This is a genomic window from Coleofasciculus sp. G2-EDA-02 (assembly GCF_040226375.1).
Classification (GTDB): domain Bacteria; phylum Cyanobacteriota; class Cyanobacteriia; order Cyanobacteriales; family Coleofasciculaceae; genus Coleofasciculus.
The window spans coordinates 1-23567 of sequence record NZ_JAVKEW010000274.1; the positions used below are offsets into that span (position 1 = coordinate 1).

At 46.0% G+C, this 23567-nt stretch carries 20 protein-coding genes; 14 read left to right on the plus strand and 6 right to left on the minus strand.

The window, feature by feature from the left end; translation table 11 throughout:
• Positions 1-377: 377 nt before the first annotated feature.
• From psb27 to RLO19_RS31450, 6 genes are all read left to right on the plus strand, one after another.
• The gene (gene psb27 / locus RLO19_RS31425; RefSeq protein WP_446361762.1) at positions 378-776 is read left to right on the plus strand and encodes a photosystem II protein Psb27; all 399 of its coding nucleotides are present in this window, start codon (positions 378-380) and stop codon (positions 774-776) included.
• Between the two features lie 405 nt (positions 777-1181).
• On the plus strand, positions 1182-2663 hold the full coding sequence (locus tag RLO19_RS31430; RefSeq protein WP_446361764.1) for a family 10 glycosylhydrolase: 1482 nt from the start codon (positions 1182-1184) through the stop codon (positions 2661-2663).
• A gap of 123 nt (positions 2664-2786) precedes the next feature.
• Entirely contained in the window at positions 2787-4007 is a 1221-nt protein-coding gene (locus tag RLO19_RS31435; protein WP_446361766.1) for a response regulator, read from the plus strand.
• Positions 4008-4208: 201 nt separating this feature from the next.
• Positions 4209-4976 (plus strand): RRXRR domain-containing protein, encoded by a 768-nt coding sequence (locus RLO19_RS31440; protein ID WP_446361806.1) that lies wholly within the window; start codon positions 4209-4211, stop codon positions 4974-4976.
• Between the two features lie 87 nt (positions 4977-5063).
• Positions 5064-5999, plus strand: coding sequence for a COX15/CtaA family protein (locus RLO19_RS31445; RefSeq protein ID WP_446361768.1), 936 nt, complete (start codon positions 5064-5066; stop codon positions 5997-5999).
• Positions 6000-6163: 164 nt separating this feature from the next.
• The gene (locus RLO19_RS31450) at positions 6164-7147 is read left to right on the plus strand and encodes a heme o synthase (protein ID WP_446361770.1); all 984 of its coding nucleotides are present in this window, start codon (positions 6164-6166) and stop codon (positions 7145-7147) included.
• Positions 7148-7233: 86 nt separating this feature from the next.
• Here RLO19_RS31450 and RLO19_RS31455 read toward each other — a convergent pair whose 3' ends face one another.
• Both RLO19_RS31455 and RLO19_RS31460 read right to left on the minus strand, forming a co-directional pair.
• Positions 7234-8949: a glycosyltransferase family 39 protein gene (locus RLO19_RS31455; RefSeq protein WP_446361772.1), complete on the minus strand. Its 1716-nt coding sequence runs from the start codon at positions 8947-8949 to the stop codon at positions 7234-7236.
• A 151-nt stretch (positions 8950-9100) separates the two neighbouring features.
• Positions 9101-9253 carry a hypothetical protein gene (locus tag RLO19_RS31460; RefSeq protein ID WP_446361774.1) on the minus strand — a complete coding sequence of 51 codons (153 nt, stop codon included), beginning with the start codon at positions 9251-9253 and terminating at the stop codon, positions 9101-9103.
• Positions 9254-9650: 397 nt separating this feature from the next.
• Between RLO19_RS31460 and RLO19_RS31465 the strand changes: the two genes are divergently transcribed.
• The 4 genes from RLO19_RS31465 to RLO19_RS31480 all read left to right on the plus strand — a co-directional run bounded on the left by RLO19_RS31465 (position 9651) and on the right by RLO19_RS31480 (position 15915).
• Positions 9651-11810 (plus strand): GAF domain-containing sensor histidine kinase, encoded by a 2160-nt coding sequence (locus tag RLO19_RS31465; protein WP_446361776.1) that lies wholly within the window; start codon positions 9651-9653, stop codon positions 11808-11810.
• A 260-nt stretch (positions 11811-12070) separates the two neighbouring features.
• Positions 12071-12517 carry a hypothetical protein gene (locus RLO19_RS31470; protein ID WP_446361778.1) on the plus strand — a complete coding sequence of 149 codons (447 nt, stop codon included), beginning with the start codon at positions 12071-12073 and terminating at the stop codon, positions 12515-12517.
• 201 nt (positions 12518-12718) lie between these two features.
• Entirely contained in the window at positions 12719-14065 is a 1347-nt protein-coding gene (locus RLO19_RS31475; protein WP_446361780.1) for an RNA-guided endonuclease InsQ/TnpB family protein, read from the plus strand.
• 80 nt (positions 14066-14145) lie between these two features.
• Positions 14146-15915 (plus strand): peptidoglycan D,D-transpeptidase FtsI family protein, encoded by a 1770-nt coding sequence (locus RLO19_RS31480; RefSeq protein ID WP_446361782.1) that lies wholly within the window; start codon positions 14146-14148, stop codon positions 15913-15915.
• 96 nt (positions 15916-16011) lie between these two features.
• Here the strand turns inward: RLO19_RS31480 and RLO19_RS31485 are convergent, their stop codons facing one another.
• Both RLO19_RS31485 and RLO19_RS31490 read right to left on the minus strand, forming a co-directional pair.
• The gene (locus RLO19_RS31485) at positions 16012-16356 is read right to left on the minus strand and encodes a hypothetical protein (protein WP_446361784.1); all 345 of its coding nucleotides are present in this window, start codon (positions 16354-16356) and stop codon (positions 16012-16014) included.
• 112 nt (positions 16357-16468) lie between these two features.
• Complete coding sequence (locus tag RLO19_RS31490; protein WP_446361786.1) at positions 16469-16954, minus strand: helix-turn-helix domain-containing protein; 486 nt, start codon at positions 16952-16954, stop codon at positions 16469-16471.
• 291 nt (positions 16955-17245) lie between these two features.
• Between RLO19_RS31490 and RLO19_RS31495 the strand changes: the two genes are divergently transcribed.
• Positions 17246-17836, plus strand: a complete 591-nt coding sequence (locus tag RLO19_RS31495; RefSeq protein ID WP_446361788.1) for a hypothetical protein — start codon at positions 17246-17248, stop codon at positions 17834-17836.
• Between the two features lie 2 nt (positions 17837-17838).
• Here the strand turns inward: RLO19_RS31495 and RLO19_RS31500 are convergent, their stop codons facing one another.
• The gene (locus RLO19_RS31500) at positions 17839-18183 is read right to left on the minus strand and encodes a Dethiobiotin synthetase (protein ID WP_446361790.1); all 345 of its coding nucleotides are present in this window, start codon (positions 18181-18183) and stop codon (positions 17839-17841) included.
• Between the two features lie 788 nt (positions 18184-18971).
• Here RLO19_RS31500 and RLO19_RS31505 point away from each other — a divergent pair.
• Entirely contained in the window at positions 18972-19097 is a 126-nt protein-coding gene (locus tag RLO19_RS31505; protein ID WP_446361792.1) for a hypothetical protein, read from the plus strand.
• A 308-nt stretch (positions 19098-19405) separates the two neighbouring features.
• Here RLO19_RS31505 and RLO19_RS31510 read toward each other — a convergent pair whose 3' ends face one another.
• Entirely contained in the window at positions 19406-19675 is a 270-nt protein-coding gene (locus RLO19_RS31510; RefSeq protein ID WP_446361794.1) for a hypothetical protein, read from the minus strand.
• A gap of 395 nt (positions 19676-20070) precedes the next feature.
• On the opposite strand from RLO19_RS31510, the gene RLO19_RS31515 reads away from it, so the two are divergent.
• Both RLO19_RS31515 and RLO19_RS31520 read left to right on the plus strand, forming a co-directional pair.
• A complete protein-coding gene (locus RLO19_RS31515; protein ID WP_446361796.1) occupies positions 20071-20550 on the plus strand; it encodes an NADAR family protein in 480 nt (159 codons plus the stop codon).
• Between the two features lie 152 nt (positions 20551-20702).
• Entirely contained in the window at positions 20703-23561 is a 2859-nt protein-coding gene (locus RLO19_RS31520) for a GAF domain-containing protein (RefSeq protein WP_446361798.1), read from the plus strand.
• Positions 23562-23567: the final 6 nt, after the last annotated feature.

Here is a 23567-nt window from a genome sequence, read left to right on the forward strand (position 1 = left end):
TCGTTTCGCAGCTTGCGTTCGGTTCTTCGTAGCGGGGATTGCTCCGTACTAGAATGATTCGTTGCATAGATGGTGATTCTTACTCACAAATTTATTCTATCAGTTTGACGGCAGCTAAAGCTGCGTTGTCGCTTGGACGCCTCGATCTTTTAAGTCGGGGCGTCCAAGCTCCGGTTATTTACGTGTGAGCGTCTCAGTGACGACACTTTTCCAGATGTTTTCGCTTCACTCATGCTTCGCTGTCCTCACTACCTTACACTGAAAACTCGCGAGCCATGCCATCGAAGGTCGTGAAGGGTCAAAACTCAAAACTATGTGACACCAATCCGGGTTAGGATCAATTTTACTTTGAATTTTGTCTATTGTGAATGATGCTTATGAAGCGCTACTTATCCCGTCTTGTTGCCCTTGTCCTCGTGGTTGCGATCGCGCTAACGGGGTGTTCGTCGAGCAGTACTGGTTTGGTTGGCAATTATAGCCAAGACACTCTAACCGCCTTGGACTCATTGAGAGCGGCTATTGAAATACCAGACGATGCGCCTGATAAGTCAGAGGCTCAGTCAAAAGCGCGTCAAAGCATTAATGAGTATATTTCGCGCTATCGTCGAGATAGCTCTGTCGCTAGCCTAAGTTCGTTCTCCACGATGAGAACAGCCCTCAATTCTCTAGCAGGTTACTATAGTTCCTATCCCAATCGTCCCTTACCCCAGAAGCTCAAAGATCGTCTAGAGCAAGAATTCCGGCAGGTGGAACGAGCGATAAGACGTGGAGCTTAACCTGATTTAAGGGGAGATGGGAAGATGGGGTGATGAGTTGTTCCAGACGTAGCATGCTACGTCTGGAACAGTCAGGGCGGGTTTTGTAGAAACGTTACCATCAATAGCCATAAGAAAATTCCTAAACCCACCCCTACACATTCACGCGCCATGCCCTCAAACGCCGTGAAGGGTCAAAATTTCCTCCCCTATCTCATCCATAAAGATAACCTGAGCGCCATTTCCGGAAACAGGACATAATGCTCAGAACTACAAAATAACGTTCTTAACTGTGTCTGGGATAATTTGTCGATTCGTTCGATTGTCTGTTAATACTAAAGACACCCACTTGATCAACCCCGCCTTTCCTTCGGAGAAGATGGGGATACCCGCGATTAATGTTGTTCTTTTGTGTTTTTTGTAGGAATGTCCAACAGTCTTGTCCCTAGGGGATGGCATTGGCGATATTATTATCGCTCACTGGTTGCAGCCTTGTTGACAAGTAGTGTAATCACTCAGGGCTATGCGGCTCAAACGGCGCAGGCTCAAACGGCTGGCTATTGCCACTTTACGGATGATGCGATCGCGCAAAAAGAAAGCCTTCGCCTGGGTGCGATCAAAGGGAACCCAGATTTTGATAAGCGCTATAAAGCCATCGTCAAGCAACATGCTGATGTTTTGCGCCAATGTCGCTCTCGCACCTTCCCCCAAGATCAAGCGATATGGCTACGCCTATATGCCTGTGATGTTCGCACGGGTGCGATTGACGAGATTCTTGACCGTATTGTAAATCGAGGCTACAACAAGGTTTATGTGGAAGTCTTTTCTGATGGTCAAGTCTTGCTCCCCGCCTCAGACAACCCCACCCCCTGGCCCCCAGTCGTGCGAACACCAGGATATGAACGTGTGGATTTATTAGCCCAGACTATTCAAAAAGGGCATGAACGGGGATTGCGGGTTGATGCTTGGATGTTCTCGATGAACTTCGGTTACACTTATGCCCAGCGTATGGATAGGCAAGGTGTCCTAGCTCGCAATGGTCGAGGTCAAACCAGCTTATCCTTTGTTCACGACCAGTCCCAAGTCTTTATCGATCCCTATAATAATCAAGCTAAAACGGATTACTACCAACTGGTTCAGGCAGTGACGAAACGTCGCCCTGATGGTATGTTATTTGACTATATTCGTTATCCTCGTGGTAGCGGCTCAGATTCGGTTGCCACTAAGGTTAAAGACTTATGGATATATAGTGAAGCTTCCCAACAAGCCTTATATAATCGCGCTCTCAACAATCAAGGACGTGAACTGATTCAACGCTACGTGCAAGATGGTTCAATTAGTACGAAAGATGTAGAATCAGTCAAGATACGTTATCCCAACGAACCCACACCGATGTGGCAAGGTCGATCGCCCTCCGAGGCAGATAGCACATCCGCCCTAAACTGGCAATTGTGGCAGCTTAGCGTTGCTCATGCAGCTCAAGGGGTGTTAGATTTTCTGTCCATGGCGACATTACCCGCTCAGCGTGCTGGAATCAAAGCCGGAGCTGTATTTTTTCCCGACGGTAATCAAGTTGTTGGTCAAGGAGGGTATGATTCCCGACTGCAGCCTTGGGATCATTTTGCCCCAACTTTAGAGTGGCATCCCATGGTTTATGGTGTTTGTGGTCACACAGGTTGTATCGAGAACTTAGTCCGACGAGTTGTGGATCGGGCGCCGATGAATACCAAAATAATACCAGCCCTAGCGGGAACCTGGGGTAAATCTGTCAGCAATCGCCCCTCTCTAGAAAAGCAGATGGAAGCAATCCGTCAGCGAATTCCTGGTATTAGTAGCGTGAGTCATTTTGCCTTTTCCTGGCAAGAGCCAGAATTTGACCGCGATCGCAAGTTCTGTCGGCTACAGTAAAGCAAGAGGAGGCGATTGAAATCGCTGCTATACAGACTTTCGTCCGCCTGCGCGGACTAGGTTATAACGGCGGTAGCGTTCCCCGGATTTAGTATTATGTAGGATTTGAAATACAAGTAGCCCATGACTAACCTAAAAACTCCCGGCTATGTCTTGATTGTCGATGATCAACCCAACAATTTGCGTCTGTTATCGACAACTCTAAGCGAGGCGGGATATAAGGTGAGAAATGCTATTAGCGCAAAAATGGCATTAATGGGTATCGAGAAGGCTCTGCCACAGCTAATTTTGCTAGATATTATGATGCCTCAAATGGATGGGTATCAACTATGTCAGCACTTAAAATCAGATGAACGAACCCAGCACATTCCCGTTATTTTTTTGAGCGCGTTGGATAATGAATGGGATAAGGTAAAAGCCTTTGAGGTGGGAGGCTCAGACTATATTACCAAGCCCTTTCATGTGCAAGAAGTGTTATCGCGGGTGAAGAACCAACTGACGATTGTCTGCCAGCAACAGCAAATTGTGGAGCAAAATTGGCAATTGCAGCAACAGAATCAACAACTTCAGCAACTCAACGGGGATCTAATCCGCTCGAATCAAGACTTGGAAGAATTTGCCCGCATTGCCTCTCATGATTTGCGATCGCCTCTGCAAACGATGAAGGCGTTTGGTCAGCTCTTTTGCCAAAAATACCAGGGTTTGTTGGATGACAAAGCTGATCATTACATGAATCGGATTTTAGAGGCAGGCGATCGCATGGAAAAGCTGATTCAAGATTTGCTTAACTATTCACGAGTTGAAACTCAGGGGGCAGAGTTTGAATCAACGGACTGCAATCAGGTGATCGAGTCCGTTTTGGCGAATTTAGACAGTGTGATTCAACAACGGGGTGCTGTGATTACCTGCAAACATTTACCTATTGTCATGGCAGATGGCATCCAACTGGTACAACTGTTTCAAAACTTAATCAGTAATGCCCTCAAATTTTGCTCCCCTGAGGTGGCACCAGAGATTAAAATTGCGGCAGAATTGCGCCAAAAAATTTCTCCATCAAGTTATGAGTCCGCTATTGTGCCGCCGATTCCGCCAGAACCCACTGAGTTTAATGAATGGGTGTTTAGGGTTCAGGATAATGGTATTGGCATAGAATCGGCATATTTTGAACGAATTTTTAAGGTGTTCCAACGTTTACATACCAATGAAGAATATCCAGGAACAGGGATTGGTTTATCGATTTGTCAGAAAATTGTGGAACATCACGACGGGCAAATTTGGGTCGAATCATCTCTGGGAGTAGGAACAACGTTTTATTTCACGATTCCGGCATTATTGACTTCGTAGAGGTGCAACAGAGCAGGGGGAGCAGGGGGAGCAGGGGGAGCAGGGGGAGCAGGGGGAGCAGGGGGAGCAGGGGAAGCAGGGGGATATAAACCGTTAACGTTAACTAAAACCATGCCCTTGAGCAAGGGCGTTGGGTCAAATATCCCCCATCCCCTCCTCAACCAGATTGGGTGCTGGCGCGTTATCGTGTGAGTAGTTCAACTGCCTCCTTCAATTCGAGCCAACAAACAGTTGGAGTTTCGAGTTATCAAGGAGTTGTTTAAGCTATTCCCCATCAGTTCAATTCATTACGAGTTGGTCATGGCTGATGTGGATCGAACCAGTGGTCGGCGAGCAGCTCGTTCTGGTGTTGGTTTTTCTCCGGTAATGGTAGGTCAGGGGAAGGTCTTAAAGTGGCTCTCCGAGTTGGCTCCGGTTAAAACTCACCAAGGATGGCAGCGCGATGGTAATGGAACTAGCCAATTAAGAAAATGGTTAGGGCTGTCTAAAGACAAGAACAAGTCATCCCAAGTCCCCGAAACCCATGCGGTTGATGGGGTGAGCTTGGCATCGTTTGAGTTTCTCCAATGGCAAGAGTGGTATTCCGGTTCCAACAAACATGGAAACTGGGAAGGTGATGTCCGAATCACACCCGCGCCGTTTGCGACAATTCGTAGACCACCTATGGTTCGCAGACAATTACACTTGTGCGTTCCATCAAAGGGTGGTAAGCGACGCAAGTATGGCGGTACAATCACTCGTCACGGGATCAGAAAAGGTGATAAGGTAATTGCGGAAAAAGCTGGAAAAGTTTATACAGGCTGGTGTTCCGGAGATACCCAAACACAGATTTCTGTTTCTAATTGCCATTGGAAACGAATTGGGCAGTTTACTGCTAAAAAAGTCCAGTTGTTGCAGCGAAGCACAGGTTTAATCGTTGTGCCTTCAACTGGATTGTCAAACCTGTCCACGTTGAGTGGAGCGGTTTGACCTCTATCCCCCTCCAAGTTGCTTACGCGCTACGCGCACGCAAGCGAACGCTGAACCTGGAGTCTCACGAGGTTTATGATGAGTGCTATGACTGAATCCGTCCTTCATCAACATACGATTAAGTCCCCCGATCGCTCCCAAGCCAGGGATCGTAACCGCCGCCTTGTTTGGAAAATCGCGATCGCTACATTGCTGTTGATGGCAGTAGGAAGTGCGACGCGGGTGATGAATGCTGGACTCGCTTGTCCCGATTGGCCCCTGTGCTACGGACAATTAGTGCCAAGTCAGCAAATGAATTTTCAAGTCTTTTTGGAATGGTTCCATCGCCTCGATGCTGCATTAATTGGCGTCAGTACGATCGCCCTAATGGGTTTGTCGTGGTGGGATCGCCGTTTTTTACCCAAGTGGCTGCCTTGGGCAACAACGTTTGCCTTTGGTTTAATTGTGTTTCAAGGCGTCTTGGGTGGCTTAACGGTTACCGAACTGTTACGGTTTGATATTGTGACGGCTCACTTGGGTACAGCCTTGTTGTTTTTCTCAACCTTACTGATTATTGGTACAGCCCTCATGCCTTACAAGGGTACAGGAGCGGTTGGACGCTTACCCTGGCTGGGTTTGACGGCAGCTATTTTGGTTTACTTACAAAGCTTGTTGGGGGGTTTGGTTGCTTCCCGTTGGGCATTACATCAATGCTTTGGCGCTTCTCAACTTTGCACCGTGATGAATAGTCACATTGCGGGTGTAGTTCCAGCTACGTTAGCCACCTTGACTCTTGTCATTGTGGCATGGCGCACACCTGCCCTCCATCCCCTGTTGCGACAGTTAGCCAATCTGGCTGGTGGATTAGTCATTTTACAGATTCTTCTGGGAGTGGCGACTTTCTGGTTACACCTACAGGTTGAACCCCTAACCGTGTCCCATCAAGCCGTAGGTGCGGCATTACTAGGAGATTTGCTTGTCTTTACCGTTTTGGCATTACGCGATCGCACCACTGGGCTAGCCGTGGCAAACTCCAGCCTATAGCATTGGGGAAGTCTTGAGCTTTGAGGTTTTGAGTTAACTCCTTCATCTGGCCCATCTCGTCTCCCCGTCACCAATGCCCCCCGCTCCCTTATGCCCCTACAGCATAAAAGTGACGATTGTGTCAAAGTGTACGTAGTGTTTCAACAAAAAGGAATTGGTGTTCAATGATTGGGACAACTGTATCCCGTCAACATGACAACGTTCGGCAAGTGATTCAGAGCTACTACCAACTCACAAAACCTCGTATCATTCCCCTGCTGTTGATTACGACAGCCGCCGGGATGTGGATGGCATCTGAGGGGCAAGTTGATCCCTTTTTGCTACTCATTACCCTGCTTGGAGGAACCTTAGCCGCTGCTTCGGCTCAATCCCTCAACTGCATTTATGATCGTGATATCGATTATGAGATGCTACGCACCCGTAACCGTCCGATTCCCTCAGGGCGGATACAGACTCGTGATGCCTTGTTATTTGCGATCGCCTTAGCCTCGGCATCGTTTACCCTATTGGCTGTATTTGCCAATCTTCTAGCCGCATTATTGGCAATGTCGGGCATTGTCTTCTACATGGGGATTTACACCCACTTACTCAAACGCCATACACCCCAGAACATCGTGATTGGCGGTGCTGCGGGTGCGATTCCAGCGCTGGTGGGTTGGGCGGCGGTGACGGGAGAGTTGAGTTTACCCGCCTGGTTACTGTTTGCTGTCGTCTTTTTGTGGACTCCTCCCCATTTCTGGGCGCTGGCTTTGATGATTCGCGAGGATTACGCCAAAGTCGGCATTCCCATGTTACCCGTAGTAGCAGGTGAAGAGTCTACAACCCGTCAAATCTGGGTTTACACGTTGTTAGTTGTCCCCGCGTCGCTGTTATTCATTTATCCGTTAGGGGTATCGGGTGTCGTTTATGGCGCGATCGCGCTGTTGTTGGGGAGTATTTTTCTGCAAAAAGCGTGGCAGTTATTACAAAACCCAACCAGTAACCAACTGGCTCGAGGACTGTTTAAATACTCTATTCTGTACATGATGCTTTTGTGTACTGGCATCGTGGTTGATAGTTTACCGATCACCCAGCAACTCTCGACAGCTTTAGCTGACAATTTACAAACTTTGGTGAGTTCTATCCCGTTTTTGCCGTTTCCGGTTTAAGGAAATTATAGAACTGTGGTAGAGACGTTCCACGCCTTACGTCTCTACCACCTGAACGGGTTAGTGAGATACTAGAAGAAGCCCCATTATTTTTCTGCCAAACAACGATAAAGTTTATATTTATATTCACCAGCCCATGACCCAGATAAGTGATCCCGAAAACAATGCTGCGCGTCTAAATCAACCTTAGTCCGAAAATCCACTAACCATAAATCGAAGGGGCGTGACAGTTCAGTTAAGGTTTTTTGCAAGAGTGCGATCGCGTCTGTATAGGTTCTCTTTTGGGGATCGCGATCGGCTAGGAAAAATTGAACCGAACCATTCCTATCCGATAACTGTTTAAATTCCCAAGCTAACCCCATCAGTCGTCCGGTTTGTCCATGATGCTTGTGAGTGGTGGCAATGAATATGGGAGATTGAGAAGCGTCTTGAATTACGGGTGCAAGTAAATCGGGACGGTGATTTTGTAAGTATCCTAAATTCCCAATTGCAGTAAATCCTCCGATTAATCCCATCAGCCAAATCATTGCCACAATTGCTTTACTATGCTTTATCCCCGAAGCTGGATCGAACGTCTCCTGCTGCCAAACTCCAGCGAGTATCCCCGCCAATAGCAGGATTACAGCCGGAAAGTAAAAAAACTGAAACCTTGCCCCTAGGGTTAAGTCCATACCTAAACCGTAGGTGATGCCAAAGACTAAGGCAATCGCACTCACTAAATATACCCTGAAAACCTGCAAGGCTAAACGGCGATCAGGAAAATGCTGTTGAAGTTTCCAACCATTACTAAGTTTCGGTATCAGGCTAACGGTAAATAACACCGTCACGATACCAGACAAGACAACAATCACAATCGGCAAAATAGTTGTGGCGGTAGGAAGCAACAGGATCATACTCAGCCCCCATATTAACAGCCGCCCGATGGGTGCTAACCATTCACCGGTTAGATCCCCGTCAGCTATCCAGGCGGTGGGTTCGCTACCGTAGATACTGTATAAAGCAGGTAGCCAGACTAAACAGCCGATAAGCGTTCCTACCGAAACCCCATAGATACGCCGCCAATGCTTCCGCGCCAAAATCTGAGGATCTTTCCTTCCCTGTTGCCAAGCCTGCGTCAACAGCACAACGCCTTGAGCGCATAGGGTTAAGCTGAAAAAATAATGAGTGGCGATTCCCAAACTATTGACACCCACCCAAACTAATCCCATGCCAACAGATAACGGTTGATGATGGTGGATGGCTTGAATCGCCATGACTAAACAGGATAAAGAGGCAATCACCCATAAAATCGCCAAGGTGTAGTGACGTGCATCTTGGGCGAGAAAAATCCCATAGGGTGAAACCGCCATCATTGCGGCGGCGATTTGACCGACTAACCGAGAACCAAACGCCAGATACCCCAAACCGAATAGACTAGGAATAGCTGCAATTCCCAACAATGCTGAGAGCGATCGCGCCCCCCATAATGATACCAATCCGTCATCGGTGGGAAAGAACTTTATCCACCAATGGGTTAGGACAAAATAAATGGGTGGATGGGTACTTTCTTGGATTAAATGGTTGACAACTGAACTAATATCTGCATCAACTATAGGGTGCAAAGGAGAGAGCAAGACATCCGCACCAATCCATTGATTCAGTGGCACGGTTTGAAAACTGTTACCTAAACTAAAGACCATCGTGGCACATTCATCTGTCCACGGGGGTAAAGACAAAAGACGACTCAAGCGCAGGATTGTACCCAGGGCTATCCATAACATCAGTAGCCCCAAGTGCAACCAACGTTGTTGTTTAGAGTTCATGGTTGATGGTTCACGGCAAAGAAGCTAGTGCCGAGGTGGAAAACAAAAAGCGATACCTGACAAGAATGTCTCGATATCGCGCTTTGGCTTAGGATTTCAAGCGAAGAAGATCAGGCGATCTATGGGCTATGGCATTTCTACTGTGGCTAGGCTACTCAGGGGACTCAGTAGGAGACTCAGTAGGAGACTCTGTGGCTTCTCCACCGCCTGGTTCAGTATCGTTTACGCCTGGGTCATTTTGGCAAGCGCCCAAAGTAGCTCCCAAAGCCAACACCAGCAGCAAACTCAGTAATTTTTTAGTCATACACTCCCCCTTTTGTTAAGGTCTGCGTCAAATTAGACGTTACGTTAGCTTACTATAACTTTATAGTTTTAACACGACTACTTGTTTTTTTCCTTAATCCAGCTAGAATCAACCCATTCTAACCGATAAGGGTGGCACTTCGCTACACTGCGCTTACACGCCGCTTTGCTTGCCTTGAGAGTGAAGGAAGATGCCAAGATAGACTGGAATGACATTCACCCGCTTACCTGACCTAGTTGTCGGAATGTTACTTATGATTCAGATAAATTCTGAAGAATTACGTAGTATGACTAAATTAGCTGCATAATTGTTAATATAGGGTTTTTTTGGCGGTTTAGCCTATAAAATCAGGACAAGCCGTCAAGGTGGGTGCGGAGGATTGTTTAAGGAATACATTGTGTTTTCTAATTTTTATCACGCTTTTCAATCGATCCAAGCTTGGATCAAGTATCCCCCAAGGCAAGCAGCACTAACCCAAAAAATCGTTGACCGTATCCGTAATTCCCTGGAATTGCAAGTTGTTGTGCAAACAGCCGTAGACGAAATTGCGGCGTTGCTTCGACTTGATTGTTGTAGTTTTTTCTGGTATTGGGAAGAACGGGGGCAAGTTGAGATTGTCTGCGAACGCCGTCAGCATGAGTATCAGCCTTCATATTTGGGAGAGTATCCATTGGAATATTTTGGCACTCTAGCACGGGCGATCGCACAAGGGAAACGGATCGTTAATCACGGAACAGCGCACTTGACACCCATAGGACTACGATGGAGAATTCAACGGCTTTTACAGAAATCCTCTGCCAATCCCCCATCACTCGTCCCCTATCTCCCCCTCTGGGGATATAAGGCAAACTTATTGATTCCCGTCACAGGTAAAGAAAACGGAATTGGATTTATTGCTTGTCTTTGTGAACAACCCCGGTTTTGGGCAACTCCAGAAATTCAATTTTTAGAGTCGATAGCAGAATCCTTAGAAATTGGAATCCGTCAAGCCCAACTCTATGAACAAACCCAGAACCAAGCCATTCGGGAGCAGCTCGTTAATCATATTACTAGCCAAACTCGCCAGAGTTTTGACCCCCAGACCATATTAACGGAAGCAATTACCCAGATGTGCTCAGCGTTGGCAGTGGATCGATGCTTGGTGCATTTAGTAAAGGATTACCAGACTTCAGATGTACCATCTGTCAACCTAGAAACCCCAATCACCAAGAATAACAGCGATTCATTACACCAGAACCATCTCTATGAGGTGTATCGCCAACCCTTTGCCCCTTGCAAGGATACATTCAATCCCCATGGCCCGATTACACAGTGGATTATTCAGCACCGACAGGCTGTAGTGATTCCTGATGTAACCCAAGATGAGCGGATTGATGTAAACAACGAAGAATACCAACATGCCCAAATCAAATCCTCATTAGTGGTTCCGGTGCAAGCCCATGGAAAACTCTATGCCATTTTGTATCTTAATCAATGTGCTTACATTCGCTATTGGTCAAAACACGATCAAGAACTAGCACAAGCTGTTGCCGATCAGCTAGCAATTTCTCTACAACAGGCATATTTATATACCCGCACCCAGCAACAAGCGGCACATAATGCCATGCAAGCCCAAAAACTGGCAGAAATGATTGAAGAACTGCGACTGACCCAAGTCCAACTGATTCAGAGTGAAAAAATGTCCAGTTTAGGCAGAATGGTCGCTGGGGTGACTCATGAAATTAATAATCCCATCAGTTTCATCTATGGCAATATTCCTTACCTAGAAAATTATGTCAATGACTTGCTGCGCTTAGTGCAAGCCTACCAAACTGAATATCCCAATCCCTCACCGACGCTCGAAAACATCTTAGAGGAGGTAGAAATTGATTTTTTAAGCAAGGACTTACCAAAAATTTTGCAATCCATGGAATCGGGAACCCAGCGAATCCAGGAAATCGTACAGTTATTACAGAGATTTTCGCGGCACAACGAAGCCTCGTTGAAACTGATCGATATCAACGCCGCTTTGGAAAACACATTATTAATCCTGCACAACCAATTTGTCAACAGGATCAAGATAGAGCGGTATTACGATAACCTCCCCCATGTTGAATGTTACCCTAAGCCCATCAATCAGGTATTTCTTAATCTTCTGACAAATGCCATTGAAGCGCTCGATCGTTCACCTAATTCTGATAAAATAATTACCCTGCGAACGCAATGGCTACCCAGCATCCCTTCCGCAGAGGAGGATCGGGTAGAAATTAGTATAGCTGACAATGGTGCAGGGATTAATCCCGACATTGTATCGAGTATCTTTGAGCCATTTTTCACAACCAAAGCCGTTGGAGAAGGTCGAGGTTTGGGTTTAACCGTGAGCTATCAAACCATTGTCAACCAACACCAGGGTCAATTAGACGTGCGATCGCAACCCGGTCAAGGGACTGAGTTTATTTTGCAAATCCCAGTGCGTCATCCTCATGCTATCCAATCGAGTCCCTCGTCCTCTCAATCCCCCGATCCGGATTCTGATTTTTCACGGGAAGTCGCCCAAGCGAGTTTACAGGAAAGATAGGGGAGATTTGGAAGATGGGGGAGATGGGAAAACATAAAAGAAATTTCCCACTCAACAGTCAATAGCCAAGACTCTTGCACTCAAAACTCGGTTGGGACTCTCACGAGTCGCATCCTTTGTGAAGTAAGAAATGATAATAGTAAAGCCTGCTCCTACACAAAACTCAAAATGCAAATATCTGCCATAAGCTCATGAATGCTGTCTCTCGCTCTGTTCCAATTCAACGTCATTCCTCTCGCCAAGTTCCAGTTCACTCGAGGGTGCACTCATCTCGATCAAACCACTTGTCCCCCCTGAAGTCTAGAACCAGCCAGCAAAAAGTAGAACGGCTTAATACCTCACGAGAGCGGACTCCAGGCTGGCTGCGATCGCTGATGATCCTGCAACGCGGTTCAGATGTGATCACCGTGATCCTAGGCATTGCCACACTAACCATTTATTCCTGGACTGTATATACCCAGCAGCAGTGGACGCAAGAATACCGGAAATTGGGAACACTACAACGCAATGAACGTGACCTGACAACGACGAATGAAATCATCAAAGATCAACTCGCTCAACAAGCGGAACGCCCAGCTACAGGTTTGGTGACACCCACTACCGCCAATACCATTTTGCTCCCTCCGGCACCTCAGCGCCAATTCCGGGAATCTCCGAATCAGAAGCCTGAGCCAGAAACTTTGGCAAAGACTCCTTTGGGATACTAAGGTTGCAGGGGGATAGGGCGACAGGGGGGATAATATATTTATTGTGCCTAGCTAATCTCTAAACTTTAGCTAATTCGGCGAGAAGCCCTACGCTCTAATCTTTGATTGAGCGTGGGATGAATCGCCAGTATTAAAAATTTATTTCTATCTGGTTATTTGATTTGTAGGTGTTATAATAAGCCGTAAAGGAGGTGATAGGAATTGAAGCGAAGTAAAGACACATTTAAACTGAATTACCAGTATCGAATTGTGCCAGATAAACAGCAGGTTTACCAGCTAAGCAATTGGCTGTACAAGCTATGCCGCATACACAATCTGATGTTAGAGGAACGGTTTAACTGGTGGGAGTGTAACCGCTGCCCAGTCAATGCGTGCATGATTTTTGTTACCCATTTACCAGAACTTAAAGACCAGCCAATTTATTACTCACAGAAACGGGCTACCCACTGGTCAAGGGAAGCTTGCAAGCACCTGTATGAAGGAGTTCATTCGCAGGTAATACAGGAAGCGATTAAACGGGTAGAGGACACATTTAACCGCTTTGTTGCAGGTGATTCAAATGGGAAGCGAAGCGGAAAGCCTCGGTTTAAGTCGGTGCGGCGATACCGGACATTTTCAATTCCGCAGTTAAAGCCGGACTGTCTAACCGTTACTCCTAATCCTCATCGACGTAAAAACGGTGATACACGGCGTGATATTGCCTATATCAACCTACCCAAAATTGGTCAGGTTAAACTCATCTACCACTGCCCACTCCCAGAAGGGTTTACGATTAAGGCGGCACTGGTGTCACGTCGCGCCGATGGTTGGTACATAACCCTAACCTTAGAGGATAAATCCGTTCCTAGTCTGAAATCACCAGAGATAGAGGCTACCCAAAAGAATTCCCTTGGGTTAGATGTGGGGTTGGAGAAGTTCTGGACAGCCTCAGATGGTGAGGTAGAGCCAATTCAGCAACATTACCGCAAGTCTGAGTCAAAGCTGGCAAAGCTTGCTAACCGCAAAGATAGTAAACCTCACCGATCAGCTTCGCGGCGGAAGCTGGCAAAAAAGATATCGAAGCATCACCAGAGGCTACAGCGAAAGCGGAAACAGTTCCATTATGAGTCGGCTACAAAACTGGTGAGTCGTGATGAACAGGTGTTCTTTGTCGAGGACATCAAGCCGGGGAACTTGTCCCGGAAAAACAAACCTAAACAGGATAAAAATGGTAAATATTTACCCAATGGTCAGAGTACCAAATCAGGTTTAAACAAATCAATCAATGATGCTGGTTGGAGTCAATTCCTGTCAATTCTCGCTTACAAAGCTGCGAAAGCGGGTAAGTCGGTGGTGAAGGTTAAACCCCATGATACAAGCCAGATATGCTCTTGTTGTAATCGTTTAATCGAGAAAGATTTATCAATCCGAATACATGAGTGTCTATGTGGATTAATCCTAGACCGGGATTGGAATGCAGCGATTAACGTCAAGAGAGTGGGGCTGGGCATGTTCCCCACTATAAAACGCCGGAAGCGTAGCCGCAAGACTACGACAAAGGAAGCCTAAACCGTAATCTCTGATTCGGTGTAGGAGGATGTCACTTGGGCAGGATGAGTAATCGAATGCAGAACTCAAAAATTAAAACCATGCCCTTAAGCAAAGGGAAGGAACCAAACCATGCCCTTAAGCCTAGCGTTGGGTCAAAACTTTTTCAACGTCCTGGGTTTAGATTGCTGTTAATTTGGGCAATCATGATGGCAGGGAGTTTTGGGCTTTTATTTAATCTATATCGGCTGCAAGTTGTCATCTCTCCCAGCTTGGAAGAAAAAGCACGGCAACAGCAGATGATTTATATGCGTCCGTTTATTCCCCGTCGTTCAATTGTTGACCGTAATGGGAATGTTTTGGCGGTGGATCGGCGAGTCTATACCCTTTATGTTCATCCCAAACTGTTTAAACTGCCTAAACAAAATATAGCCACTCAGATAGCGCCAATTCTAGATAAATCGTCTGCTGATTTGGAAACGCTATTTAACAAAAGAAATACCGGAATTCGAGTTAGCGGCTCATTAACTGAAGATGTGGCTAACAAAATCGCTCAATTAAGCTTGGATGGGATTGAACTGATTCCTAAATATTCTCGCCTTTATCCTCAGCAAGAGTTAGCTGCCGATGTGGTCGGGTATGTCAACGTTGATCATCAAGGTCAGGCAGGAATTGAGTATTCTCAGGAAAAATTATTAGAACGAGAAGTTCGCACGCTGCGAATGAGTCGGTCGGGTAATGGAACATTGATGCCTGATCATATTCCAGAAGGATTTCTCCACTCTGATGATCTGCGGTTGCAACTGACCCTAGATAGTCGCTTACAACGTGCGGCACGTTCTGCGCTCAAGCAAAAAATTAAGGAATTTAATGCCAAACGAGGTACTGTAATTGTTATGGATGCCCGGGATGGTTCCTTGTTAGCGTTGGTGTCAGAGCCAACCTATAACCCGAACCAATTCTATACCTCTGACATTAGTTTGTTTAAAAATTGGGCATTGGCAGATTTGTATGAACCGGGTTCCACGTTTAAGCCTTTGAATGTAGCGATCGCGCTGGAATCTGGCGCAGTTCGTCCGGATCAGGTATTCAACGATACAGGTTCGATTCAGATCGGTCGGTGGCCCATTTCTAACTATGACAAACAAGCTCGTGGCATGATCGATCCCGCCCAAATCCTGCAACATTCCAGTAACGTGGGAATGGTGCGGATGATGCAACAAATGAAGCCGGAGGTTTATTATGGTTGGTTAGAACGATTGGGATTGGGACAGAAACTGGAAACAGATTTGCCATTTGAAACCGCCGGACAGCTCAAAAACCAGCAAAAGTTTACCAGTTCCCCGATCGAACCCGCAACCACAGCGTTTGGTCAAGGCTTTTCCCTAACGCCGCTTCAACTTGTTCAACTCCATGCTACGTTAGCTAATGGAGGTAAGTTGGTTGTGCCTCATGTTGTACAGGGACTTTTTGATAGTCAAGGTCAGCTTTATTGGCAACCACGTCTGAGTGCGCCCCGCCCCATCTTCTCGCCCGCCACTTGCCAGAACGTTCTGGAAATGATGGAAACAGTAGTTAGCGAAGGAACGGGAAAAACGGCTGACATTCCAGGGTATCGAGTGGCGGGAAAAACGGGAACAGCTCAGAAAGCCAGTCCCACGGGGGGGTATTTTACTAATGCCAAAATTACCAGCTTTGTGGGAATTTTAAGTGTGGATTCTCCCCGTTATGTGGTGATGGCGGTGGTGGATGAACCGAAGGGAAATGCCTTTGGCTCTACGGTAGCTGCACCGATTGTTAAGTCAGTCATGGAAGCATTAATTGCGATCGAGCAGATTCCGCCAAGTCAGCCAACAATAGCGACAGAATGACTGTCATTTTGCCACGGCGATGTCTCCGTTTACGGGGTAGTCACAAGTCGGCAGAAAGCGTCGCAAACTTGGTGCTGGCTTGTGATTTTGGGTTTGTTAGCGGTTCGATAAGTAGACATATCGCTGCTGGTGGATTATTTCGAGTCGGGATAATGCCTCTGGTGTATAGCGTTGGGCTTCAATACAGATTGATTGCCATAGGCGATCGAGGGCATTTAGATTGGGACAATAGCGTATGAGTGTGCGACAAGCAGCAATCCACTGTTCAATTTGGCGGTAGCTGACGAAGTAACCGCCGATTCCTTTGATATGTACCCAGAGGACGTTATGCCATTTTTCCCAGTTGAGAATGCGCTCTTGGGGGATTCTCAGGAGTTTGGCGATTTGCCGAAGGGTGATGACGAAGGTTTTGGGGTTGATGCGATGGCGTATAGGTTGCATGGCTTTACTGTTAAATAGATGCTTTACCTAATTTTTGTGTCAGTAACTATATACAATATATGTGGTAGAGCATCAATATGTAAATACCATTCTTGAAATTAGTTCGATTGTTCTAGTCTTCTTCTATGACGTGAAATCCAACCTGTTCTGCAATCAGGCTTAAATACTTAGAAGTAGCGAGAGTCGGCTCATAAGCGCTGTTTTCCCACTGACTAACTGTCGCCTGTCGTACACCAAGCTTTTGGGCAAACTCTGCCTGAGTTAAACTCATGTAGCGACGTAGTGCCTTGATGAGTTGAGCATTCCATAGCACAGTGTCACCCAGATGCGGCACTTTGGGTTTAGCCGTAGGTTGACGAAATGTCACCCGTTGCTGCTCCAAATCGATATCTTCAACCCGATATCCGGCTTCCATCCAGGCATTTGCTTGCAGTGCGCCTTTCCTACGATTGCTCCACCATGCCCGTTTTTTGCGTGCTGAGTCGGGTAAGGTGTCATTCATGAGTTCCTCGATTTCTGCAAAGGTGAGAATGACTTCCGCTTGATTACTCTCTTGCAGAAATGCCCAGAGTGGCTGATACTTGCTATCTGGCTTCATGGTGCAAAACCTCTACGCCAATCAACGCTGTGGGTTGAGATGCTGGTGGGATTTCTTTGTTGGTGCAATGGGAAAGGAGCATGAAGCTGTGCTAAGGGACAGGTAATCATTCATTTCTAGGATGCCAGAAAATTGGGGCGTGCGATCGCTCTATCCTGCCATGATGCACTAGAAGCCATAGAAGACCCAATAGTTTTTCTTACTGAGTTACCCAAATGAGCGAACGGTGAGATGTTCAGCTAACTGCCATAATTGTTTATAAGGGAAAATAAAACTTGAAGGAGGCTGGCGATGAAAAAAAGTAAACTGGGGTCATTTCTATTCATTGGCATGATCTTGGGGTTTACAGCCAATCCCGCTCAGGCGTTACCTGGTCAAACGGTGGAAACAGTTGCGGCTTGGATTGCGGCTCATCCTACCTTAGAACCAGGTATTGGAGATGGATTAGTCGTAACCAAGAGTAATACCGCCGCTCAACGATTTAGATTTGAAGCCTCGGTGCTTCCTCCGGGTCAAATTACCTTTCCCACGAATCGCCGTATCATTCAAAGTGAGCAAATTTCCTTCCATGACATGATTAATGGGGTGACTCCAGAACGACTCACGGAGTCAATGCGAGTGATTTATGGTCTAGCGATCTATCAAGATTACCAGAGAGCTAAACTGGTATACGCCTATCCCACACCAGAAACCATCGATTTAGCTCGGCGACAGAATCGACCGATGCTGTTAGCACGACAAGGCGAGCTTTTATTAGGTGATCGCTTTGCCTATTGGTTAGAAGTGACTCAAACTGAGAATGGCAAGCCAATTAATGGGCGAATAACCGTTTTTTTGCCAGAAGATTTAGATAAACTTGAAGTTGAGTTGCGAAATCGCTAGTCTTATGTTAATTGCCAAACACCTGAAAAAATACTCTCAACAGCACGAGCAATACGCTTGAGATCTTCATTGAGCAGGGGGGGCCAATTTACGCTAGCCTGACGCCCTGCTTCAAACTGTTCTCGGCTCTCATAAGCCAACAAATAGAGGGAGTAAACGAGTTCTCGATCTAGAGTCGATGCATCTCGCAAACCCTCAAATATCATTTTCAGTGCTAATAAAATATTGGTAACCTGACCTGGAACGGGTGGTTTTTGGTACTTTAGACGAACCAAAAAGGCATCTGTATTTGGGTCAGATGCTGTTGTCTGATTAATAATAAAGCTACGAGCTGTTTTATAATCCATTGGATGTTAATCGACGAGTTTTAGCCGATCATCTTGTGGGACTTGTGATATCGCGACAAGTAATCCTAAGCCGCACAAGATTAATCAACAATAGTATAAACGTTTACAGCTTTATTTCTCTTGCCTACTCTAAATGATGAGGAGGGCATCCTGTTTTGGGTAAATTCATAACTTTTACTTAGTGCTTTTATTATTATTGTCAATAGGTTTAACAGTTTAATTCCCTAGAGATAAATTAACCTATTTAAAATCACATTTACATCAAAAATAGCTGAAGTTGACCCCCTACCTTCCTGCTGTTTCTGAGCAACCCATTTGCCGCAAACTTCATAGAATTTATTATCCCTTTCAATTTTATGCGGATTTGGCATCGAACTGTCTGAAGCAAGTATTACCTGACTTACGAACTTAAAATCCTTCTTGTAGAGATTAACCGTTAAATCTCCTCAAAGGAGTCACAGCGTAAGTCTTGATGTACAAGCGATGACAAAGATATCTACAATGCACATTTATAGCTGGATTTTGTTCGCTAGTCTGTCAATCACTGAACCTGGAAAACTTGAACCCTCTTTTCTGGTAGATCAGCAGAGGTTTGCCCTAGGTTCAACAGATGAAAGTCCACCACCTGGTTGTAATCGGATTGACCCTCCTGACTGTAAACCTCGATAGTAAACAGCTTTTAGACCAAATTCAGATTACTAGATTGAATGCCAATTATCACATATTTCGTGGCAACCCGGTTTTTGCAGTCGGGTTATTTATTTTTAAGGGCAAATGACAAAGGAAAAATGAGGAATTTAACCTCGTTCGGCGAGAAGTCCCGCGCTGTACCCGAAGGGTACAGCGTCGGGATGAATCGCTTTTTATCGGGAAATTTATTTCCATTTTGTCCTGATAAATTGAAGGTGTTGTAGTATATTGGTATTGGTCGTTGACCCACCTAGCGGACTAAGAGGCTACCTGTATGGTGTAAAAGTACTCGGCTGAGACTAGGGAATCAGAAAGACCACTGGATCTAGATGTCCATGTTGATCTGCCCGTAAAATCGGAAAACTCTACAAGCTAAATATTTCTGCCTTGGGAACCAGGGCGGCGGCGCGGGTTCTCCCGTAGAGGAGATAAAGGCTGGGAAACCAGTTAGAGACGCTGAGTAAGACCAATATACTTTCGGGTATTGAGGCATCGGCGAATGAGACGCGAAGCCTACACTATACCAAGAGGGTTAGTGTAGGTAGTTCACTAACCGTCTGAATCTCACCTGTGGCGATTTCTTTGAGACGTTGGTTTGGTCAAAATTCTGATACCCAATAAACTCGACCACGATAGAACCCTGCTGATTTACATAGCCATTGGCAAAATGCCACTGATACCACGGATCAAGCTTTACGGGTTGATGGTGGGGTAGCTGTTTGCATGTTTCCCGATTCAGGGTGACTGTTTTTTCTATCTTAGTTAATTTTTGTAACAAAAAGTGAGCTGGTTTTTTATCCATTTTTCCCTGAAAACCTTTTCTTGATTAGTTCCCAGCAATCTCTCTTTGCTTATTTGGATAAAATAGGGGGTGACACCCCTCATCCCTAAAGTGCTATAGTTTGATATGTAGATGCACCCTGATAATCAAGAGAGTCGCGCAAGTGACTCTTTTTTTTTGTTCTGTCCATCTTCTCAGAGTCTTCCTCTATCTCCCTCATCGTAAACGCCTCGCGATCGCTACTATAAGATTTAGGTATCAATCAGCCGTCGGTTGACCAATAAAAAGGACTAGATTAACTAACCCTTAAATCTGGGGAGGGCTTGACGGAACCTCGTTTCCGACGCAGCACCCTAGGACATGACTCGTCTGTTGACGAGGATTTTTACACAGCGAAATAGTTTGATAGTTTTGCCATGACAATTTATTTTTATAAGGTTGATGAACCCTATGGCTGCTTTTCCAACTTCTCCCCACACCCAATTCAGATCGATGGCTGGTGTTGGCAAACCGTTGAGCATTACTATCAGGCGCACAAGTTCGTCGGAACGACAGACGAAGCCTTAATCTGGACGATCAAAAATGCGGCAACGCCAATGGAAGCTGCCATCCTAGGACGCGATCGCACCCGCCAACGGCGTCTTGACTGGGAACAGGTGAAACGCCAGATCATGTGGCAAGGGGTTTTGACCAAATTCCTCACCCATCCTGATATTCAACAAATCCTGCTGAACACCGGAGAAGAAGTGATTGTTGAAGATTCTCCCACAGATTACTACTGGGGTTGCGGTCAAGAGCAAACGGGTCAGAATCATCTGGGGAAAACGCTGATGAATGTCCGTCAACAAATCCGACAGCGCTTGGCACAAACCAACTATAAACTCCTAGATCGCTAAATCTGAGTTAGACACAGGCATACATGAAATCCTTACACTGTTAAGTATATTCACATAGATTTGTGAAGTCGGTGCATCGAGCCAAATATCTGATTCGTAACTTGGATCGCCCTCTAAACCGGAATCAGAGAGTGTTTCATAGGAGTAGGACAGTGTTACAACCAGAACTCGATCAAGAAGACTTGTTGCGCCGGATCACGAATCGGATTCGCCAATCCTTGGAATTACAAGAGATTTTAAATGCCACGGTGGCAGAAGTGCGATCATTATTAAGAACCGATCGCGTCATGGTTTACCGCTTTAATGAGTCGGGTGGTGGACAGGTGATTGCTGAATCGGTAGACACCAATCGCCTTCCTTGTCTCAACGGATTAAACTTCCCCGCTGATGACATTCCAGAACAAGCCCGTCAATTGTACCTCACACAGCGCTTGCGTTCCATTGTGGATCTTTCAGCCGGAGTGATTGGTTTATCACCGTTAGAACCTACAGAAACCGATGATCACTCAACCCCTCAGCCGATCCACTATCGTCCTGTAGACGCTTGTCATGTAAAGTACTTGCAAGCAATGGGCATCCAGTCTTCAATGGTCTTACCCATTGTCCACTATGATATCCAGGCTCAGCAGGCACAGAAACGACTCTGGGGGCTTTTAGTCTCTCATCATGTCAAACCACGCAGCATTAGCCAACGGGAATTGCAAATTGTCCAATCAGTGGTGGATCAAGTGTCCATTGCCATTGCCCAGTCTAATCTTTTATCCCAGACACGTCAGCAGCATCGAATCGAAGCGACAATTAATCGTGTCTCTACCCTGCTACATTCGTTACCCACGATTCAACTACAAGCCGCATTAAAAGAAACAGTTAACGCTCTTGGGAGTTCGGGAGGTAGGCTATATATTGCCCCAGACAGAGTCAATCCTAGGGCAGAGTGCCTCATTTGTGGAACTCAACCTGTATTTGGAGATGGAGACAGCCAGACGACGCTGGAAGAGCATCCTGTGTTTGTTCAATGGGTAACGGGGGATAAAACCGTTGACACCCACAATGGTTTATCCGAATCTAATTCGGCTCATGTTGGTTGTCAGCCTCTAATTGTCAACGATTTGTATCAAGTCTCCAACTTGGCGAGTCTTGCTCCAGCCTTTCAGGGGACTTCAATTCGAGGTTGGTTAGTGGTACCGTTGTATTATCGCTCCTCATTCCTGGGTAGCTTGAGTATTTTTCGCAGCCAAGTCGCTCAAGAAATCCTCTGGGCTGGAAAATTTAACCCGAATGAAAAACAACACTGTCCCCGTCAATCCTTTGAACAGTGGCGAGAGGTGAAACGGCATCAAGCTCAACCTTGGACGAATTACGACATTGAACTAGCCCTCGCACTAGGTCATCATTTTGCTATGGCGATCGAGCAATATAAACTTTATGCTCAGGTACAAGCCCTCAATAGTAACTTAGAATGCCAAGTGGCTGAACGCACCGCCAAGCTACAGCAATCTCTAGAGCAAGGGCGGGCGCTGCAACGGGTTACCAACCAAATTCGCGGTACTCTGGATCTGAAAACGACTCTGCAAACGATTGTACGGGAAGTTCGCCAACTGTTGGATACTGACCGAGTGATGATTTATCGGTTCACCGATGATTCCCATGGTCAAGTGATTGTGGAATCGATCACAGGGGAGTGGTTATCACTTTTAAACATTGACGATCCGCAGCAGTATTTCTCGAAAGCCCAGATTCAATTTTACCAGCTCGGCAAATTAGGAGTAATTCAGGATGTCACTCAAGCCCGATTAACTCCGGATCAGCGAGAGTTTTTACAGCGTTGTCAAGTGCAAGCCGCTTTAATTGTTCCCATTGGTGTCGGGAATCCTCAAGCTCATGAGATACCTATTATGCCGGATAGTCTCCCATATCCACGATGGGAACAACCCCTCTGGGGACTTCTGATTGCTCAGGAATGTAAAGCTAGGCGAGACTGGCTCCCTTCAGAGATTAAACTCCTGAGAAAGCTAGCCGATCAAGCGGCTGTGGCGATTCAGCAAGCGGAATTATTTACCCATACTCAAGCGCAAGCGCAACAATTGGCAAGTGCTTTCCACCATCTCAAGCAAACTCAAGCACAACTGATTCAGACGGAAAAAATGTCGAGTCTTGGACAGTTGATTGCAGGGGTGGCTCACGAAATTAATAATCCGGTGAATTTTATTTATGGTAACCTGGTTTATACCAGTCAGTATGCTCAGGATTTACTGAGTATTATTCATTCATATCAGAAATATTATCCTCATCCGGATCGAGAGATTATTGAGTTGCTAGATCTGATTGACTTGGAGTTTCTGAAAGAAGATTTACCCAAGCTGTTAGAATCCATGAAGTTGGGTTCTGAGCGGATTCGCAAGCTCGTTTTGTCGTTGCGAAATTTCTCTCGCCTTGACCAAGCTGAGAAAAAGTTAGTAGATATTCATGAAGGTGTAGATAGTACGCTACTGATTTTGCAATATCGCCTGAAAGGGAAACATAATTATCCGGGAATTCAGGTGATCAAAAATTATGGGGAGTTGCCCCTGGTTGAATGTTATCCGAGCCAACTTAACCAGGTTTTCATGAATGTTTTGAGCAACGCGATCGATGCTTTAGAAGAATGTGATCCCGATAAACAAACGATTACAATTTCCACAACTGTTCAGTCTCCGAATGTTGAAAAAAATGATAATCTGAACAATAGCACGGTAAAATTAGAGGACGATCACTGCTCATCTCCAAATCATGTCGTGATTCAAATTGCCGACAGTGGTGTGGGAATTAGCCCCGAACTCCAATCGCAAATTTTCGATCCCTTTTTTACGACCAAGCCGATTGGCAAAGGGACAGGTTTGGGTCTTTCGATTAGTTATCAAATTATCGTGGAAAAACATGGGGGAATTTTTAAATACAGTTCTCAGCCCGGAGAAGGAACTGAATTTTGGATTGAAATTCCCATTTACCAACCTCAGAGTCTAGAGGAATAAATAAGC

Coding starts and splice junctions, on each gene's coding strand:
- RLO19_RS31460 (WP_446361774.1), bottom strand. CDS start 9,253: ATGACTAAAAAATTACTGAGTTTGCTGCTGGTGTTGGCTTTGGGAGCT.
- RLO19_RS31455 (WP_446361772.1), bottom strand. CDS start 8,949: ATGAACTCTAAACAACAACGTTGGTTGCACTTGGGGCTACTGATGTTA.
- RLO19_RS31480 (WP_446361782.1), top strand. CDS start 14,146: ATGCCCTTAAGCAAAGGGAAGGAACCAAACCATGCCCTTAAGCCTAGC.
- RLO19_RS31450 (WP_446361770.1), top strand. CDS start 6,164: ATGATTGGGACAACTGTATCCCGTCAACATGACAACGTTCGGCAAGTG.
- RLO19_RS31490 (WP_446361786.1), bottom strand. CDS start 16,954: ATGAAGCCAGATAGCAAGTATCAGCCACTCTGGGCATTTCTGCAAGAG.
- RLO19_RS31510 (WP_446361794.1), bottom strand. CDS start 19,675: ATGGATAAAAAACCAGCTCACTTTTTGTTACAAAAATTAACTAAGATA.
- RLO19_RS31500 (WP_446361790.1), bottom strand. CDS start 18,183: ATGGATTATAAAACAGCTCGTAGCTTTATTATTAATCAGACAACAGCA.
- RLO19_RS31485 (WP_446361784.1), bottom strand. CDS start 16,356: ATGCAACCTATACGCCATCGCATCAACCCCAAAACCTTCGTCATCACC.
- RLO19_RS31430 (WP_446361764.1), top strand. CDS start 1,182: ATGTCCAACAGTCTTGTCCCTAGGGGATGGCATTGGCGATATTATTAT.
- RLO19_RS31495 (WP_446361788.1), top strand. CDS start 17,246: ATGAAAAAAAGTAAACTGGGGTCATTTCTATTCATTGGCATGATCTTG.
- RLO19_RS31515 (WP_446361796.1), top strand. CDS start 20,071: ATGACAATTTATTTTTATAAGGTTGATGAACCCTATGGCTGCTTTTCC.
- psb27 (WP_446361762.1), top strand. CDS start 378: ATGAAGCGCTACTTATCCCGTCTTGTTGCCCTTGTCCTCGTGGTTGCG.
- RLO19_RS31505 (WP_446361792.1), top strand. CDS start 18,972: ATGAGGAATTTAACCTCGTTCGGCGAGAAGTCCCGCGCTGTACCCGAA.
- RLO19_RS31445 (WP_446361768.1), top strand. CDS start 5,064: ATGACTGAATCCGTCCTTCATCAACATACGATTAAGTCCCCCGATCGC.
- RLO19_RS31435 (WP_446361766.1), top strand. CDS start 2,787: ATGACTAACCTAAAAACTCCCGGCTATGTCTTGATTGTCGATGATCAA.